The organism is Saccharothrix syringae, from assembly GCF_009498035.1.
GTDB classification, from domain to species: domain Bacteria; phylum Actinomycetota; class Actinomycetes; order Mycobacteriales; family Pseudonocardiaceae; genus Actinosynnema; species Actinosynnema syringae.
The window spans coordinates 1,108,060-1,123,977 of record NZ_CP034550.1; the positions used below are offsets into that span (position 1 = coordinate 1,108,060).

Consider the following 15,918-nt stretch of genomic DNA (forward strand, 5'->3'; position numbering starts at 1 on the left):
ACGACATGACGATTCTGGGGAGCCGAAGCGGCAGCCAGATCCTGCGGATTTTCCTGCCCGACAACACGGTCGACCTGCGGGGGGACATCTACCGCGTCGTCGAATGGTCGGCAGCGAGCCCGATCCAGGTGGACACGGATCTCGTCCGCCGGCACCTGATCCGCGAGATCGGTGCGTGGACAGCTCACGGCACCGACGGCGATGTTGGCAAGGATCTGCTGAGCGGAGCTTCGATCGAGGTCGTGGAACTCGACGAGCGGCGTGGTGTCACGGTCGAGCGGTATCCACAGGTGTGGCTGTGCAGGGTCTGCAAACGGATTGGCAAGTTCGTCGAGCGGCCCTGCAAGTGCGGGCAGCGCAAGTGGGGACAATTGCACTTCGTCGGGATTCACGACTGCGGCGCGATCGTTGAGCCGTGGATCCGCCGCTGCAAGGAGCACGACGATGTGAAGGTCGTCATTCCCAAGAGCGCCAAGGCAGCCGACATCACGTTCGAGTGTCCGACTTGTGGCACACGGACCATGCAGGGACTGGGCTTCAACCGGCCATGTGAGTGCGGTAACGGCACGATGCGATGGAACGTCCACAAAGCCCGCACTGTTTACACACCGCGCGGCATGGTGTTGATCAATCCGCCTCGTCCAGAGCACCGTGAGAACCTCAAGCTCGCTGGCGGTGCCCGAAAAGCCCTCGTATGGGTGGTCGAAGGGCTGGTCGCCATGCGCCCCGCGGATGTCAACGCGAAGCAGACCATAGAGGACCTCATCGCGACTCTGATCACCAGTGGCATGCCCGAGGCCCTTGCCAAGGGCATGGCGGACATGGCCGAGAAAGCCGGAGAACTCGCCACTCCTGGTGACCATCCGGTTGACTCACTGCCCGCAATGCAGCGGGAAGAGGCCGAGCGAGAAGCCGTCGACATCGCCATGGCACTGGCCGAGAGCCGCACGCCGACCACTGACTTGCGCAGCACCGCTTCCGGGGACGCGCTTGATCTGCGCTACCGCCACCGCTATCCTGCGGCGCTGACCCGGGCTGGCCTGGACGGCTTGGACCTGGTCGATCGGTTCCCGGTGCTGAGCGCCATGTACGGCTACACGCGAGGCGAGGACGATCCAGCCAAGTGCCGGCTAGTGCCGTTCCGGCGTAGGCGTGGCGTCTACCGCCTCCACAGCAACCTCGCGGAGACGGAAGCGTTCCTGGTGCGCTTGGACCCGGTGCGGGTGGCGACCTGGTTGACGGGACGTGGTCACGTGCTGACCGGCTGGTCCGTCGGTGACACCGATCCAGTCGCAGCAAGAGTCGCGATCCTGCGGTCCACGGAGATCCCCGACAAGCGCGAGAGTCAGTCGAGCGAGTCGGCCGGCGCCGACTTGCTCAAGCTGGTGCACACCTACGCGCACCGGTTCATCCGCCAGGCCGCAGTCTTCTCCGGTATTGAACGCGACGCGTTGAGCGAATACCTCCTCCCTGGGCACCTGGCATTCTTCGTGTACGCCTCTGCTCGAGGTGACTTCGTGCTGGGCGGCATGCAGGCAGTCTTCGAATCCAACCTCGACGACCTGTTGGCCGCGTTCGTTGACGCCGAGCACCGCTGCCCGCTTGATCCCGGGTGCAGTCGCGGCAGTGGGGCCTGCAGCGCCTGCGTCCACCTCGGGGAGCCGTCGTGCCGGTTCTTCAACCGCTTCCTGAACCGGGAGACGCTCTTCGGTCCTCACGGCTACTTGCGCACGCCAGCCAGTCCGTGACGGCGGGAGTCGACACCACCGGCCAGCGAGCACGGCCTCCTCGACTTCGACCTAGGTGATGTTGTGATCAAGCCGACGTCGTGGCGTTCAGCGGCGTCGGCCGAGCCACCGTCTGCTGCACGGCTTGGCTTCATCCGGAGGAGGCTTGAAGTTATGCTTCAGTCGGACAGCGAAATTTAATCGTGAGTGAAATTCTTTTTCATGACCATTGATGACGGAGAACCTACCTGTGACGGCAACGAACCCTGAGGCCCGCGTAGCACTCGCGCCAGGATCGATCGTCGTGATCCGTGACGAGGAGTGGCTGGTTCAGGCGGCCGAGGAGACGGCTGACGGCACCCTCGTTCACGTGCAGGGTCTCAGCGAGCTGGTCCGCGACACCAGTGCTTCGTTCTACACCAGTCTGGACAAGATCGTCCCGCTGGAACCGGCCCGTGCGCAGGTAGTGGCCGATGACAGCCCTCGCTACCGCACCACCAGGCTGTGGCTGGAATCGACCATCCGTAAGACCCCCGTGCCGCTCGGGGAGCGTTCGCTGTCCGTAGCAGTTCGAGGGCTGGCCGATCCGCTGAGCTACCAGCAGTCGGCGGTGCGCAAGGCCCTCGGCCCGGCAAACCTGCGTCCGCGGATCCTGTTGGCGGACGCGGTCGGTCTCGGTAAGACGCTCGAAATCGGCATGATCCTCTCAGAGTTGGTGCGCCGCGGTCGCGGTGAACGAATTCTCGTGGTGACGCCTCGGCACGTGCTGGAGCAGATGCAGCACGAATTGTGGTGCCGTTTCGCGCTCCCGTTCGTCCGACTTGATTCCGCTGGCATCCAGCGCGTGCGCCAGCAACTGCCTGCGACACGAAATCCCTTCACCTACTACAAGCGCGTGATCGTCTCGATCGACACCCTCAAGTCCGACCGCTACGTGGCGAGCCTGCGCAAGCAGCGCTGGGACGCCGTGGTCATCGATGAGTCCCACAATCTGGCCAACGCCGCGACGCTCAACAACCGGCTGGCGCGGTTGCTGGCTCGCAACGCCGAGGCACTCATCCTCGCCTCGGCAACCCCGCACAACGGCCGCGCCGACTCGTTCGCCGAGCTGCTGAGGTTGTTGGACCCCTCGGCCGTGCCGGTCAATGGCGAGCTGGATCCGGACGAGGTACGGCGACTGGTCATCCGGCGGCACCGGCACAGCCCCGAAGTCGCCCAGGTCGTCGGCGCTGACTGGGCCGAACGACGGGAGCCGGACAACGTCCTCGTACCAGCCACGAGCGAAGAGAACGCGGTTGCCCGTGAGCTGGAGGAAACCTGGTTGTGGCCTGGACGGGGCGGAAGCCCGTACTCCGAACAGAATGCTTCGCTGTTCCCGTGGACGCTGGCCAAGGCGTTCCTGTCCTCACCGGCGGCCTTGAAGGAGACCATCGACGGGCGGCTGGGGCGCCTCGGGCACGACGACCGGGCTGAGGCCGAACGACGCGCGCTGCGGAGGCTGGCTGAGCTCAACGACAAGACGCGGCAGCGGCCACCAGCCAAGTACCAACGGCTCGTCGAACACCTTAAGGAGATCGGTGTGGGCCGCGGCTCGCCGGTCCGGGCAGTAGTTTTCGCCGAGCGGCTGGAAACTCTGCGCTGGCTGCACCGCACGCTGCCTGCCGACCTCGGAGTTCCTGCCAACGCCGTCGAACTCATGCACGGTGGGCTCCCCGACGATCAACAGCAGAGCATCGTGGAGGCGTTCAAGCAGGAACAGGCGCCGGTACGGGTCCTGGTGACCGGCGACGTGGCCTCCGAAGGCGTCAACCTGCATGCCCAGTGCCACAACCTGATTCACTACGACATCCCCTGGAGCCTCATCCGCATCGAGCAGCGCAACGGTCGCATCGACCGATACGGGCAAAAACACGCTCCGCGCATCACCGCACTGCTGCTAGACCCTGCCAGCGAGCGGTTCGCTGGCGACGTGCGCATCCTCGCCAAACTGGTGGAGAAGGAGAACGAGGCGCATACCGCGCTCGGCGACGTCGCGTCCCTGATGGGGCACTACGACGTCAAGAGCGAGGAAGACGACATCCGCGCCGTGTTGGCCGGTAGCAAGAAGTTCGACGACGTGGTCCGCCCCGTCGCCGCTGTCGCGGCGGGTAACGACCTCAGTGCGCTGTTCGCCCAGCTCTTCGACTCGCCCGCCACACCCACATTCGAGCCGTCAACGGCAAGCCAGCCGGACGCGGACACCGAGGTCGACCTCGGCTCAGTCGTCTATGACGACGACGTGTCATACCTGGAGGACGCGCTGCAGGAGGCGTTCATCGACCCGACGGCCCCGCTGGCACGTGGCGGGGTGGGGTGGCGGCGGGACACCGCCTTTGGCACCGTCGAACTGACTCCGCCGCCCGATCTCGCGCAGCGCCTGAACGTGCTGCCGCAGAAGTACCTCGCCGAACGCAACGTCACCGAACGGCTGGTGCTCGCCACTACCCGAGCACGCGGCAAGGATCGGCTCGCCGCCGCGTTGCACGACGACAAGAAGCTGAGCTGGCCGGACGCGCACTACCTCGCTCCACTGCACCCGGTCCTCGACTGGGCGGCGGACCGTGCCCTGGCCGCCCTGGGCCGCAACGAGGTCTTCGCCGTACGCGGGAATGTGGATTCCCCGACCGTCCTGCTCGTCGGCACGCTCACCAACAGGCGCGGTCAGGTCGTGTCGGTCGCCTGGCTGACCGCGCAGTTCCCGGTGGAGGATGATCCCTCCTTCGCACTGATCGCCCCGCACGGCTCGGCCCGGGAGGCCCTGGCCTCGCTGGGCTGGGACAGCTCGCGGGCCAATCCCGGACCGATCGAGAATGTAGCGGCCCTCCAAGGGCTCGTGGCTCCCGCAGTCGACCAAGCTGAGAAGCACCTGATCACCCTCTTCACAGCCGCCGCCGACGACGTGGCAAGTCGAGTGGAGCAGTGGTCCACCCGACTTGACACTTGGGATGAAGAAGCCGATGCGCTCATCCAGCGCAGCGAGATCAAGCGTAGGCGAGCGAGTGTGGAACAGGAACGGGCAATGGTTCAGGCCATGGCACCGGACCGGCAACTTGTACGGCCGCTGCTGGTGGTCGTTCCTGATGTGGAAGGCGTGGTGCTGTGAACGGGTCGGACGCGATCCTCGTCGGCGAGGGTTGGATCTCGGAGCACTACTTCACCACCCAGGCCAAAGGCGAGTCGTTCCACACGAAGGTGCTGGAGCGGAGGGCGTTCTGGGACGCCGAGGCGAAGGAGGGGCGCGCGACACCCCGATCGCGGTTCGTCGAGGCCCGGCAGAACTTGGAGAGCGATCTCGCCGCCTTGACCGAACTGCTCGACCCGGCCGCCGAAATCGACACACGCGACGGACGCACCGCGGACGACGCCGCTGCCGCGGTTCATGAGCGGCTGCTCGACGTGCTCGAATTGACCGGTCACGGCCTCGTCCTCGACCGACAGGGGCCGCTCCTGCGCGTGTCGCCCCCCGGTGTCACCGGGCACACACCGCTGATCGTGGTGTCAGCCCGCCCGATCGCCGCGGTCGAGGAATTGCTCGCCCGTGATGCGGTCACCCTGCGTGAGCCGGTGCAGCTCACCGAGGACGCTGAGGAGGTGAAATCCGCCGCGCGGCTGACGTCGGCGCTTTTCGTTGCGGACGAGGCGCCCGACCTCGTCCTCCTGCTCGCGGGTCGCTGGGTGCTGCTCGCCGAGCGGGAGCGCTGGGCCGAGGGCCGCTATCTCGCCGTCGACGTGCAGTTGGTGTGTGAGCGCAACGACGGCAAGAAGGGCGGGGAAATCGACCGGGCACTCACCTGCCTGTCCGCCCAGTCAATCGCGCCGGACGCGGAGGGGAAGCTGTGGTGGCACGGTATCCTCGAAGCGTCCGTCAAGCACACCGTCGGCGTCTCCAAGGACCTGCGTGACGGTGTCCGCCTGTCTATCGAGATCATTGCCAACGAGGTCGTCGCCCGCCGCCGCGACAAGGGACTCGATCCGCTGCCCGCCAGTGAGGCCCAACCGCTGGCAAAGCAGGCACTGCGATTCCTCTACCGCATCCTGTTCCTGCTCTACGCGGAGGCATCGCCCGAGCTGGGTGTACTGCCCGCGGGCGCCCGCGAGTACGACCAGGGGTACAGCCTGGACAGGCTGCGCGAATTGGTCCAGGTCGAGTTGGCCAGCCCGCGTGCCCGCAACGGCACGCACCTGTACGAGTCGCTGGCCGCGCTGTTTTGTCTGGTTGACATGGGACACATGCCGAAGACGGTCGTCGGCGACAACGACGATGAGCAGGACGCGGCGTTCGGCGAGGGCTTGACGTTCAACCCGCTGCGCGCCGACCTGTTCCGGCCAGAGGCAACCGCCCACATCGACGCTGTCAGGTTGGGCAACGCCGCACTGCAGCAAGTCCTCACCCACTTGCTGCTAAGTAAGGAGTCACGTGGTAAGGACCGGGGCTTCATCTCGTACGCGGAGCTGGGCATCAACCAGCTCGGCGCGGTCTACGAAGGGCTGATGTCCTACACCGGCTTCTTCGCCGAGACCGACCTCTACGAGGTGGCCAAGAACGGCGATGCCTCTAAAGGCTCGTGGGTCGTCCCCGTTGAGCGAGCCGACGGGATCGCGTCAGCCGACTTCGTGAAGACTCTCGACCCACACACGGGCGAGCCACGACCGGTGCTGCACCAGAAGGGGTCGTTCGTGTTCCGCCTCACTGGGCGAGAGCGCCAGCAGTCCGCGTCGTACTACACCCCTGAAGTGCTCACCCGCTTCACCGTCGGCCAGGCCCTCGAAGAACTGCTCGACCAGGACGACCGCACGACTACTGCGGCGGAGATCCTGCATATGACCGTCTGCGAGCCCGCCCTCGGCTCGGGCGCGTTCGCGATCGAGGCAGTGCGGCAGTTGGCTGAGCAGTACCTCAAGCGCCGCCAAGCCGAGCGGGGTGTGCGCATCGACCCGGACGAGTACCCGCGCCGGTTGCAGGAGGTCAAGGCATACCTGGCGCTGCACAACGTGTATGGCGTCGACCTCAATGCCACCGCCGTAGAGCTGGCGGAGATTTCCCTGTGGCTGGATACCATGGTGGAAGGCCTGGCGGCACCGTGGTTCGGGCTGCACCTTCGGCGCGGCAACTCCCTCGTCGGCGCCAGGCGGGCGGTGTATCCGCGCAGTCAGGTCAGCAACAAGTCCTGGCTGACCGAGGTCCCCCGGCACGTGCCGCTGACGTCGCTCGTGGAGGACATCGAGGCTGGGCGGGTCGCCGACGAGGGCATCCACCACTTCCTGCTGCCGGCCGACGGCTGGGGTGCGGCGGCCGATGCTAAGGAAGCCGTCTCGCTGGCCCGCGAGTCGGCGAGACGGCTCAAGACGTGGCGCAAGGGCGTGCGTTCCAAGCCCACACAGCCGCAGGTCAACGCGCTGGTCGAGTTGGCGCACCGGGTGGAGGTGCTGTGGCAGATCGCCTACCGCCGACTAAAGATCGCTGAGCAGGAAATTCGCCGTGCGATCCCGGTGTGGGGTGCTGACGACCTGCCGTCTGGCGGGGTCGTGCAGCGAGAGCAAATCGAAGCGGCGCTCGCCGACTCCAACGGTGCCTATCAGCGTCTGCGGCGGACGATGGATGCCTGGACCGCGCTGTGGTTCTGGCCGCTCACCGACGAGACCACCACCGTGGATGGGAAGCGAGTGGAGCCCCCCACGCTGGCGCAGTGGATTGCCGGGTTGCAGGCGTTGCTGGGCCGAAGCCCCGAGGTGCGAAAGAAGTCCCTGCCACGCGAGACACTCGCCAGTAGCGTTGGCTGGGACGACCTCAGCGAAGCTGAGAAGCTCGAACTTGCCTTTGCGAACGCGCTACCGGTGGCAGACGTGCTGCGGGTGCATCCCTGGCTCAGGGTATGCGATCGGGTCGCCGAGCAGCATGGTTTCTTCCATTGGAACCTGGACTTCGCGACCGCGTTCGCCCAGGGCGGGTTCGATCTGCAAGTCGGAAATCCGCCGTGGGTACGGCCCAGGTCTGACGTCGATGCGCTCTTGGCGGAGGGTGACCCGTGGTGGAAGCTCACAGTAAAGCCGAGCCAGGCCCTGATCCGGGAGAAGCGCGCCGAGACCCTGGCCCACGCTGGGGTGACCGACCTCATTGTTGACGGCACCACCGACGTCGCATGCACTGCGGAGTTCGTCGGGTCGCTACCGCAGTACCCGCATCTGCAGGGGTTTCAGCCCGATCTCTACCGCTGCTTCATGGAGCAGACTTGGCGGCTCGGCTCCGAGCGCGGCGTAGTCGGCCTCATTCATCTCGACACGCATTTCACCGACGATAAGGCAGGGCTGCTCCGTGCCGAAGCCTACCGGCGGCTGCGTCGGCACTGGGAATTTAGCAACGAGCTTCAGCTTTTTGAAATCGGAAACCAGAGACATTACAGCGTAAATATCTACGCCCAGCACCGTCCCGCGGTCTCGTTCCGTCACGCCGTGTCCCTCTACCACCCGGACACGGTGAGCCGGTCGCTGATCCACGACGGATCCGGGCCGGAGCCGGGGCTCAAAGACGCCGAGGGGAACTGGGACCAGCGGCCGCACCGCAGGCGGATCACCCAGGTCACCGAAGATGTACTGGCGACCTGGCACGCCGTCTTGGAGGACTCGGCAACGCCGGTCTCGCAAACTCGCATGGTTTATGCGGTCAACCGGTCCGCAGCCTCGGTACTGAACAAGCTGTCCGGCTTGCCGCGAATCAGCAGCCTTGGGCTTCAGTTCTCCCGCGGATGGGATGAGAGCATCGATAGAAAGAAGGGCTACTTCGAGGCCCGCTGGGGTGCACCCAGCACCTGGAACGAAGTAATTCTGCAGGGCCCGCACCTATATGTTGCCACCCCACTAAACAAAATCCCGAACAAGACCATGCTGAGCAACGTGGACTGGTCGGCCAGCGACTTCGAGACTCTTGCGCCGGACGCTGTTCCGGTCACGGCCTACAAACCCATCGGCGACCGCTATCGCTACGACTGCGCCTACACCGACTGGGGCGATAAGGAAAATCCCGAGCCCGCACGAGACCACTACCGTATCGCCTGGCGGAACATGGGTGTCAACACCAACGAGCGGACCCTCATCTCAGCACTCATTCCTCCGGGCCCAGCCCACGTCCACGGTGTCTCCTCGGCGGGGGCACCCGAGGGAGAGCTCAGCAACCTTATTGCTGCGAACGGCTATCTCAGCTCGCTCGTCAGCGACTTCGCGGTCCGCGTGGTACCCAAGTCGACCATCAGTATGGGCACACTCAATCGACTGCCATGGATAAGCGGCCGCCTTCAGGCTGAGCTGATCTTGCGTACCCTTCGCCTCAATGCCGTCACCGACGTCTACGCTGACCTCTGGGCAAAATGCTGGTTGTCCGAATTTACCGGTGACTCTTGGACCGGCGGCCTCTTCCACTCCCGCCGCCCCGAATTGGGCGCTGTTGGCCCTACCTGGACCTCCGATACCCCGCTGCGGGTCGCCGCCGACCGCCGTCAGGCTCTTGTCGAGATCGACGCACTGGTTGCTCTGATGCTCGGCCTCACCCCCGACGAGCTGTGCTCGATCTACCGTACCCAATTCGCAGTCCTGTACGGCTACGACCGCAACGTCTACTTCTACGACGCCAACGGACGGCTCGTCCCCAACTCCGTGCTCACCGCATGGCGCAAGAAGGGCGACCGGACTACCCAAGATGAGCGCACCGCCACCAACCAGGCTGGCAACACCTACACCTACGAGCTGCCGTTCGTGACGCTGGACCGGGAAGCGGACATGCGTCAGGCGTACGCACACTTCCAGCGTCTGCTTGAGGAGCGCTCGTGAGCAAGCTACTGCCCACACTCCAGGCGGCTCGGATCCGGACCAGCCTCGTCGACTACCTTACGACGACCTTCGGGCTCACTGACGGAGACGCCCGCGACGGATTGGACTGGTTCCTGTCTGATCCGGATATCGGCATGTTCAAGGGGCCGTATGTGCGGCTGCGGTTGCCGTTCCGTCCAGCTGACGCCGGATGGCGGGCCACTCTTGACTGGTACGAAGGCTTCCCGCCGTACGGGCACCAAGCGGCGGCGTTCGCCCGGCTGGCGTCCGCCGCGGACGGGAAACCGCGTCGTCCGCTGCCAACACTGGTCACCACCGGCACCGGTTCGGGCAAGACCGAGGCATTCCTCTACCCGATCCTTGACCACGCGCTGCGCGCTCGCCGCGAGGGCGTGACGGGGATTAAGGCGCTCATCCTCTACCCGATGAACGCGCTCGCGAACGACCAGGCGGCGCGGTTGACGAAGCTGCTTACCACGCAGGGCGACCTCGCAGGGGTCACGGCCGCGCTCTACACCGGGCAGACCGGACCGACCCGCACCACGGTCACCCCGGACGGGCTGATTACCGACCGGGAGATCATCCGGGACACCGCACCGGACATCCTGCTGACCAACTACAAGATGCTCGACCAGCTGCTGCTGCGCGCCGAGGACCAGGACCTGTGGCGGCAGTCGGCGACCAGTCTGCGCTACCTGGTGCTCGACGAGTTCCACACTTATGACGGCGCGCAGGGCACTGATGTGGCGATGCTGCTGCGCAGGCTTGGACTGGCGCTGAAGAGTTACTGGCAGGAGGACGACCCTCACATTGACGATGGGGCTCGCGCTCGGCCGCTCGGCCTGGTAACCCCGGTCGCCACCTCTGCGACGCTGGGCGACAAGGGCGACCCCACGGTAATGCTCGACTTCGCCCGCGCCGTCTTCGGGGAGCAGTTCGACGCAGACGCGATCGTGACCGAGACCCGGTTGAGTCTTGATGAATGGGCTGCAGGCGCGGCGGAGACCGTGTCCGCTGCCGGTCTCACGCCGGTGGAGATCGACGACCTCGATATCGTCGGAGCGGTCAACGCGGTGTCGGCACTCGGCCACGACCCGACTGGCGTACTGATCGCCAGCACGGTCCTCGGAGTCCTGTACGGGGTCGAATCAGACCGGTTCACCGACGAGTCTCCGGACTTCTTACTGGCAGCATGCCGTGCGCACCCGCTCGTGCAGGAGCTGGCGGGCCAGGCGGCACACGCGGTCGGTCTCGACGCCCTGGCCGCCCGCGTGTTCGGGAGGGGTGACGGGGACGTCGCCCCTGTGGAGAACCTGCTGTCCTTCGTTCTGGCGGCACTCGCTCACGTGCGCGCGGTCGCGGGCCAGCCCGCGTTGTCGGTAGACGTCCACCTTTGGGTGCGTGAGTTGACGCGCATCGACCGGATCGCAGCGGCCTCGGCGCGGTTCCGGTGGGGGGACGACGGCCCGCCGGTCGCCGATGTCTACGCGGAAGAGGCCCGGCTGTCTTTCCCGGCGATCTTCTGCCGGCACTGCGGCCGCTCGGGTTGGGGCATCGGTCTGGCACCGGTGGGCACGAGTCTGGCCGTGAATGACGACGATATCCGTCGTGACCACGCGGCAAGGGAAGGTCGTTTCCGGCCGTTGCTGTACGCCCCTGTCGAGGCGGCCGCCGACTTCGACGAGGGCCAGCGGGCAGATGGCTTGATGTGGTTCTCGGTGCGTCACCGGGAACTGCTCACCAGTGTGACCGAGGACAACCCCGCCTTGCGTGACGGCTGGATCCTGCCGGTGCTCACCAACGTCGGCGCTGACGCCGATGAGCAGAGTCGCAAAGACACCTGCCCGTCCTGCGGGCAGGAGGACGGCATCCGGTTCCTCGGCAGTGCGATCGCCACGCTGCTGTCGGTGTCCCTGTCCACGCTGTTCGGCTCGCCCACCCTCGACGCGAGGGAGAAGAAGGCGCTGGTCTTCACCGACTCGGTGCAGGACGCCGCGCACCGAGCCGGATTCATCCAGGCCCGCTCGCACACCCTGACCCTGCGGTCGGTGTTCCGCGATGCGGTGGCCGAGGGTGCGCTCACCCTCGACGAGCTGGTCGACGAGGTGATCCGGCAGGCGGGTGACGACCTGTTCGCGCGCTACCGCATCCTCGCCCCCGAGTGCGCCGACCGGGAGTCCTTCGTCGAGTTCTGGCAGGCGAAGTCGCTGCGCTCGGTGGGCTCGCCGGTACGCTCCCGCGTTCGCAAGCGGCTCGCGCTGGACGCCGCGCTGGAGTTCGGCCTCAACTCCCGCATCGGCCGCACCTTGGAGCTGACCGGTTCGGTGGCCGTCCATGTGGCGGCGGGGCAGCCCTCGCGGATGGCTGGCGTCGCCCGCGCTGCCATGCAGGGCACGACATGGCAGAACCAACTCGACGCGGACGACCGCAGCGACACGACGCTGGTGCAATGGGTTCGCGGCGTGTTGGACCGGATGCGCGCACAAGGCGCGATCGACCACCCGTGGTTCGACCGGTACCGCGCCGAGGATGGGCGAGACTGGTCGATCTGGGGCGGGCGACCCCGCGGCGAGGGTATGCCCGCATTCCCGCGCGACCGGCCCGCTCCCGCCTACCCGAAGGTCGGTGGACCGAGCGGGTCCACCCGAGGCTTGGACGCTGTCACCTCGGCCCAGTCCTGGTACGCCCGCTGGACCGCTCGTGTCCTCGACGTCTCCCCGCTCGACGGCGGACGGCTGGCGCGGCTGCTATTCGACCGGTTGGCCCGTGACGGTGTGCTTATGACCACCACCAGCGACTCCGGCGCCACCGTGTACGCCATCCCCGCCTCCGGCGTCGTTGTCGCTCCCACCGAGGCGGCGGCCGCTCCGTCCGCCAGCCAACGTCTGCTGGTCTGTGACACTTGCCGGGCCACGACCCCTGGATCGCCTATCACGATCGAGCAGCTGACCGGAGCACCGTGCCTTCACGTGCGGTGCCGCGGCAGGCTTGTGCCCGAGCCGTTGCCGGACAACTTCTACCGCCGCCTGTACGCCTCCCCGGACATGCGTCGGGTCGTGGCCCGTGAACACACCAGCCTGCTGGACGACAAGACGCGCCTGGCGTACGAGGACGGCTTCCGCACCGCCAGCGGCAACCCGCAGGCACCCAATGTGCTGGTCGCCACGCCCACGCTCGAGATGGGTATCGACATCGGCGATCTCTCGGCGGTGTTCCTGGCTTCCCTGCCGCGCACCGTCGCCTCCTACCTACAGCGCGTCGGTCGGGCCGGGCGGCTCACCGGCAATGCCCTCGACATCGCCTTCGTCACCGGCCGCGGCGAGCAGCTGCCCAAGCTTGGCGACCCGCTGTCGGTCGTGGACGGTGAGGTGCGACCGCCAGCGACATACCTGGCCGCCGAGGAGATCCTGCGGCGGCAGTACACCGCATACCTGGTCGACGCCTTCGCTCGCGATCCCCGACGCCGTCACCCGCACAAGGCTTCCGGAGCGATTGGGTCCTGCAAGCCGGGCACGTTCCTCGGCGATCTAGTCCTTCATGCCGAGCAAGGCGCCGATGAGGACCTGCCCCGGTTCGTCGCCACCTTCGACGACCTGCCCGAGGACGTGGTGACCGGGCTGCGCGAGTGGCTGCGCCCTGCCTCCGGGCTGCGCACCAGTGGCTTCGCCGCTCACATCCACGCCGCCAGCCAGCGGTGGCAGGACACGGTGCAGACGCTGAAGCAACGGCAGATCGCCATCGCGGCGCTGCTGCCCGACCTGGAGGCACGGGTGGCGTCGCCTGCCGTGACCGACGACGACCGGCAGGCGCTGCGTTCGGCCAAGGCCACCGGCAAGCTGACCGCCGGCCAGCTCGCGCACCTGCGCGGTTCGTACTGGATCAGCGTGCTGGAGGAGTACGGGCTCCTGCCCAACTACACCTTGCTCGACGATTCAGTCACCCTCGACGTGGGTCTGTCCTGGGTCGACCCGGACACCGGGGGTCACAAGTACGACGCCGCGCAGTTCCAGCGCGGATCGGCGCACGCCCTGCGCGAGTTCGCGCCCGGTGCCACGTTCTACGCTCGCGGCTGGGAGATCACGATCGATGCGGTCGACCTCGGGTTGGACGGTGCCTCGATCCGCACCTGGGCGTTCTGCCCCGCCTGCGGCTACGCCGCCGATGTCGCCGAATCCGGCCGAGAGCTGCCCGTGCCGCCCTGCCACCGATGCGGCAGCCGAGGCATCCAGGACACCGGCCAGCGCCTCGACGTGGTCGAGTTGACCCGAGTGTCGGCCGAGGTCCGCCGGGATGAGGTGGCGATCTCCGACCGTCGCGATGAGCGTGGTCACGCCGCCTTCCAGATCGTCACCACCGCCGACATCGATCCCGCCAACGCGGTACGCCGTTGGTTCGTCGAGGACACCGGCCTCGGTTGCACTTATCTGCGCACGGTTGACCTGCGGTGGATCAACCTGGGAACGCCTGGCCACGGCGCAACTCGCACCATCGGCGGTGACGAGCGACAGGGCATGCTGTTCCGGGTCTGCTCCGGCTGCGGGAAGAAGGACACCGAATCCGGTCGTAATCGGCCGCACGAACACCGCCCATGGTGTCCGCACCGGACATCGGCCACCGAAGTGACGAGCACGATTGCCTTGTCACGAACGTTGCGCACCCAAGGATTGCTGATCCGACTGCCTCGCGCGATCACCGTCGGTGACGACTTCGCTGCGCCCAGCCTGGCTGCTGCTCTCCTGCTCGGCCTGCGTGAACAGATGGGCGGACAGCCGGACCACATCCGGGTCGAACACGTCGTGGACCCGACGTTGTCCGACGGCACTGACAACCATGAGGCGATCCTGCTGCACGACGCGGTTGCCGGAGGCACCGGCTACCTCGCTGAGAACGCCGACCCCGCCCGCCTGCGCGAATTGCTCGTGCTGGCGTGGAACAGGGTCCGCGATTGTGAGTGTCGACACGAGGAACGACTCGCCTGCCACCGATGCCTGCTGCCGTTCGCCGCACCTAGTGCGATCCGGCGTGTCTCCCGCGCGTCGGCCGACCGGCACCTGCGCACTTTGCTTTCGTTGACTCCCGACGCTTCGACTGCCGAAGGGACGACTTGGACCGTGACTGAGGTGGCGCCTCACGAGGAGCCGGAGTCGCACCTGGAACGTGCGTTCCACCGGCTGCTCGTTGGCCGGCTGCGCCGCAATGGTGCCGCTGTCACCGAGACCCCGGGGCCAGCCGGCAACATCGTTCGCTTCACGCTGCCCGGCGCGCACCGACAGTGGACGCTCACCCCGCAGGTGAACGTCGCTGATTCAAGACCGGACTTCCTGCTGCAGACCACCGACATGAACGTGCCCGACGTGGCGATCTTCACCGACGGACGGGCCTACCACGCCAGCGCTGCGTGCAACCGTCTCGCCGACGACGCGGCCAAGCGGGCGAACCTGCGCGACGCCGGCCTGCTCGTCCTCGCCATCACCATTCATGACCTCGCCGCTGAGGATGGCGTCCGCCACCCTGCGTGGTACAACCCCGACCTCGCCGGAAGCCTGATGAACGTGCCGCAACTTCAGGCGCCGCCGGAGGCGTACCGGGCACTCGGCCGCGGACCGGTGGACTGGCTCGTCGATTGGATCACCGCCCCCAACCCGGACGCGGTCCGTGCCGTCGCTCGGGCCGTACCGATGTTCCTGTCCGCAGGAGCACAGGGGGTACAGATCCCCGAAACCGTCGGTCTGGAGGAGGTGGCGCGGGCTGTCCTGCTCGACGAGCACCTGCCGAGTGGAGATCGCAAGGTTTACCTCTACCGTGCAGGTGCCCTCGCCGCTGTCATCGAGATGCTGCCCACGATGGTGGTGCGCGCGGCCCTTGTGCTCGACGACCGCGACGAGGTTCTTAACGACACCCACACAGCCGCGTGGCGAGGCTGGCTTCGGCTATCCAACGCCCTCGCGGCGCGGGACTGGCCCACCGTGGTGACCACGACGAGTCTCGCCGCCCCGGCGAGCACCGCCGAAGACGAAACCGACCAGCACGACAGCCGACCGGCAGGTGCTTGGGCCGACGCGTACGACGCTACGCGAGCTGGAGCGGAACGTACGCTTGTCGCGGCCCTCGCCGCTCATGCGATTCCCCCGCCCAAGATCGGAGCCGAGGGCCCCGACGGCATTCCACTCGACGTGTCCTGGCCCCAGTTGCGGGTCGTTGTCGGCTTCCCGGACATGGCGCCGCAGGACCGTGCCGACCTGATCGAAGCGGGCTGGCTGGTCGTGGACCCCTTGCCAGAGCTCGTCGTCGCCGCCGTCGCGGGCGCTATCTCACACTGATCCGGGGAGTA

The 15,918-nt window shown here is 66.8% G+C and carries 4 protein-coding genes; all 4 read left to right on the forward strand.

Going from position 1 to position 15,918, the window contains the following annotated elements:
• Nucleotides 1-5: 5 nt before the first annotated feature.
• The 4 genes from EKG83_RS05300 to EKG83_RS05315 all read left to right on the forward strand — a co-directional run bounded on the left by EKG83_RS05300 (nucleotide 6) and on the right by EKG83_RS05315 (nucleotide 15,907).
• The gene (locus EKG83_RS05300) at nucleotides 6-1,748 is read left to right on the forward strand and encodes a hypothetical protein (RefSeq protein ID WP_033430050.1); all 1,743 of its coding nucleotides are present in this window, start codon (nucleotides 6-8) and stop codon (nucleotides 1,746-1,748) included.
• 283 nt (nucleotides 1,749-2,031) lie between these two features.
• The gene (locus EKG83_RS05305) at nucleotides 2,032-4,869 is read left to right on the forward strand and encodes a helicase-related protein (protein ID WP_228122508.1); all 2,838 of its coding nucleotides are present in this window, start codon (nucleotides 2,032-2,034) and stop codon (nucleotides 4,867-4,869) included.
• Nucleotides 4,866-9,587, forward strand: a complete 4,722-nt coding sequence (locus EKG83_RS05310; protein ID WP_033430048.1) for a restriction endonuclease subunit M — start codon at nucleotides 4,866-4,868, stop codon at nucleotides 9,585-9,587. Before EKG83_RS05305 ends, EKG83_RS05310 begins: the two co-directional genes overlap by 4 nt.
• Complete coding sequence (locus EKG83_RS05315; protein WP_033430047.1) at nucleotides 9,584-15,907, forward strand: DEAD/DEAH box helicase; 6,324 nt, start codon at nucleotides 9,584-9,586, stop codon at nucleotides 15,905-15,907. Before EKG83_RS05310 ends, EKG83_RS05315 begins: the two co-directional genes overlap by 4 nt.
• Nucleotides 15,908-15,918 lie beyond the last annotated feature (11 nt).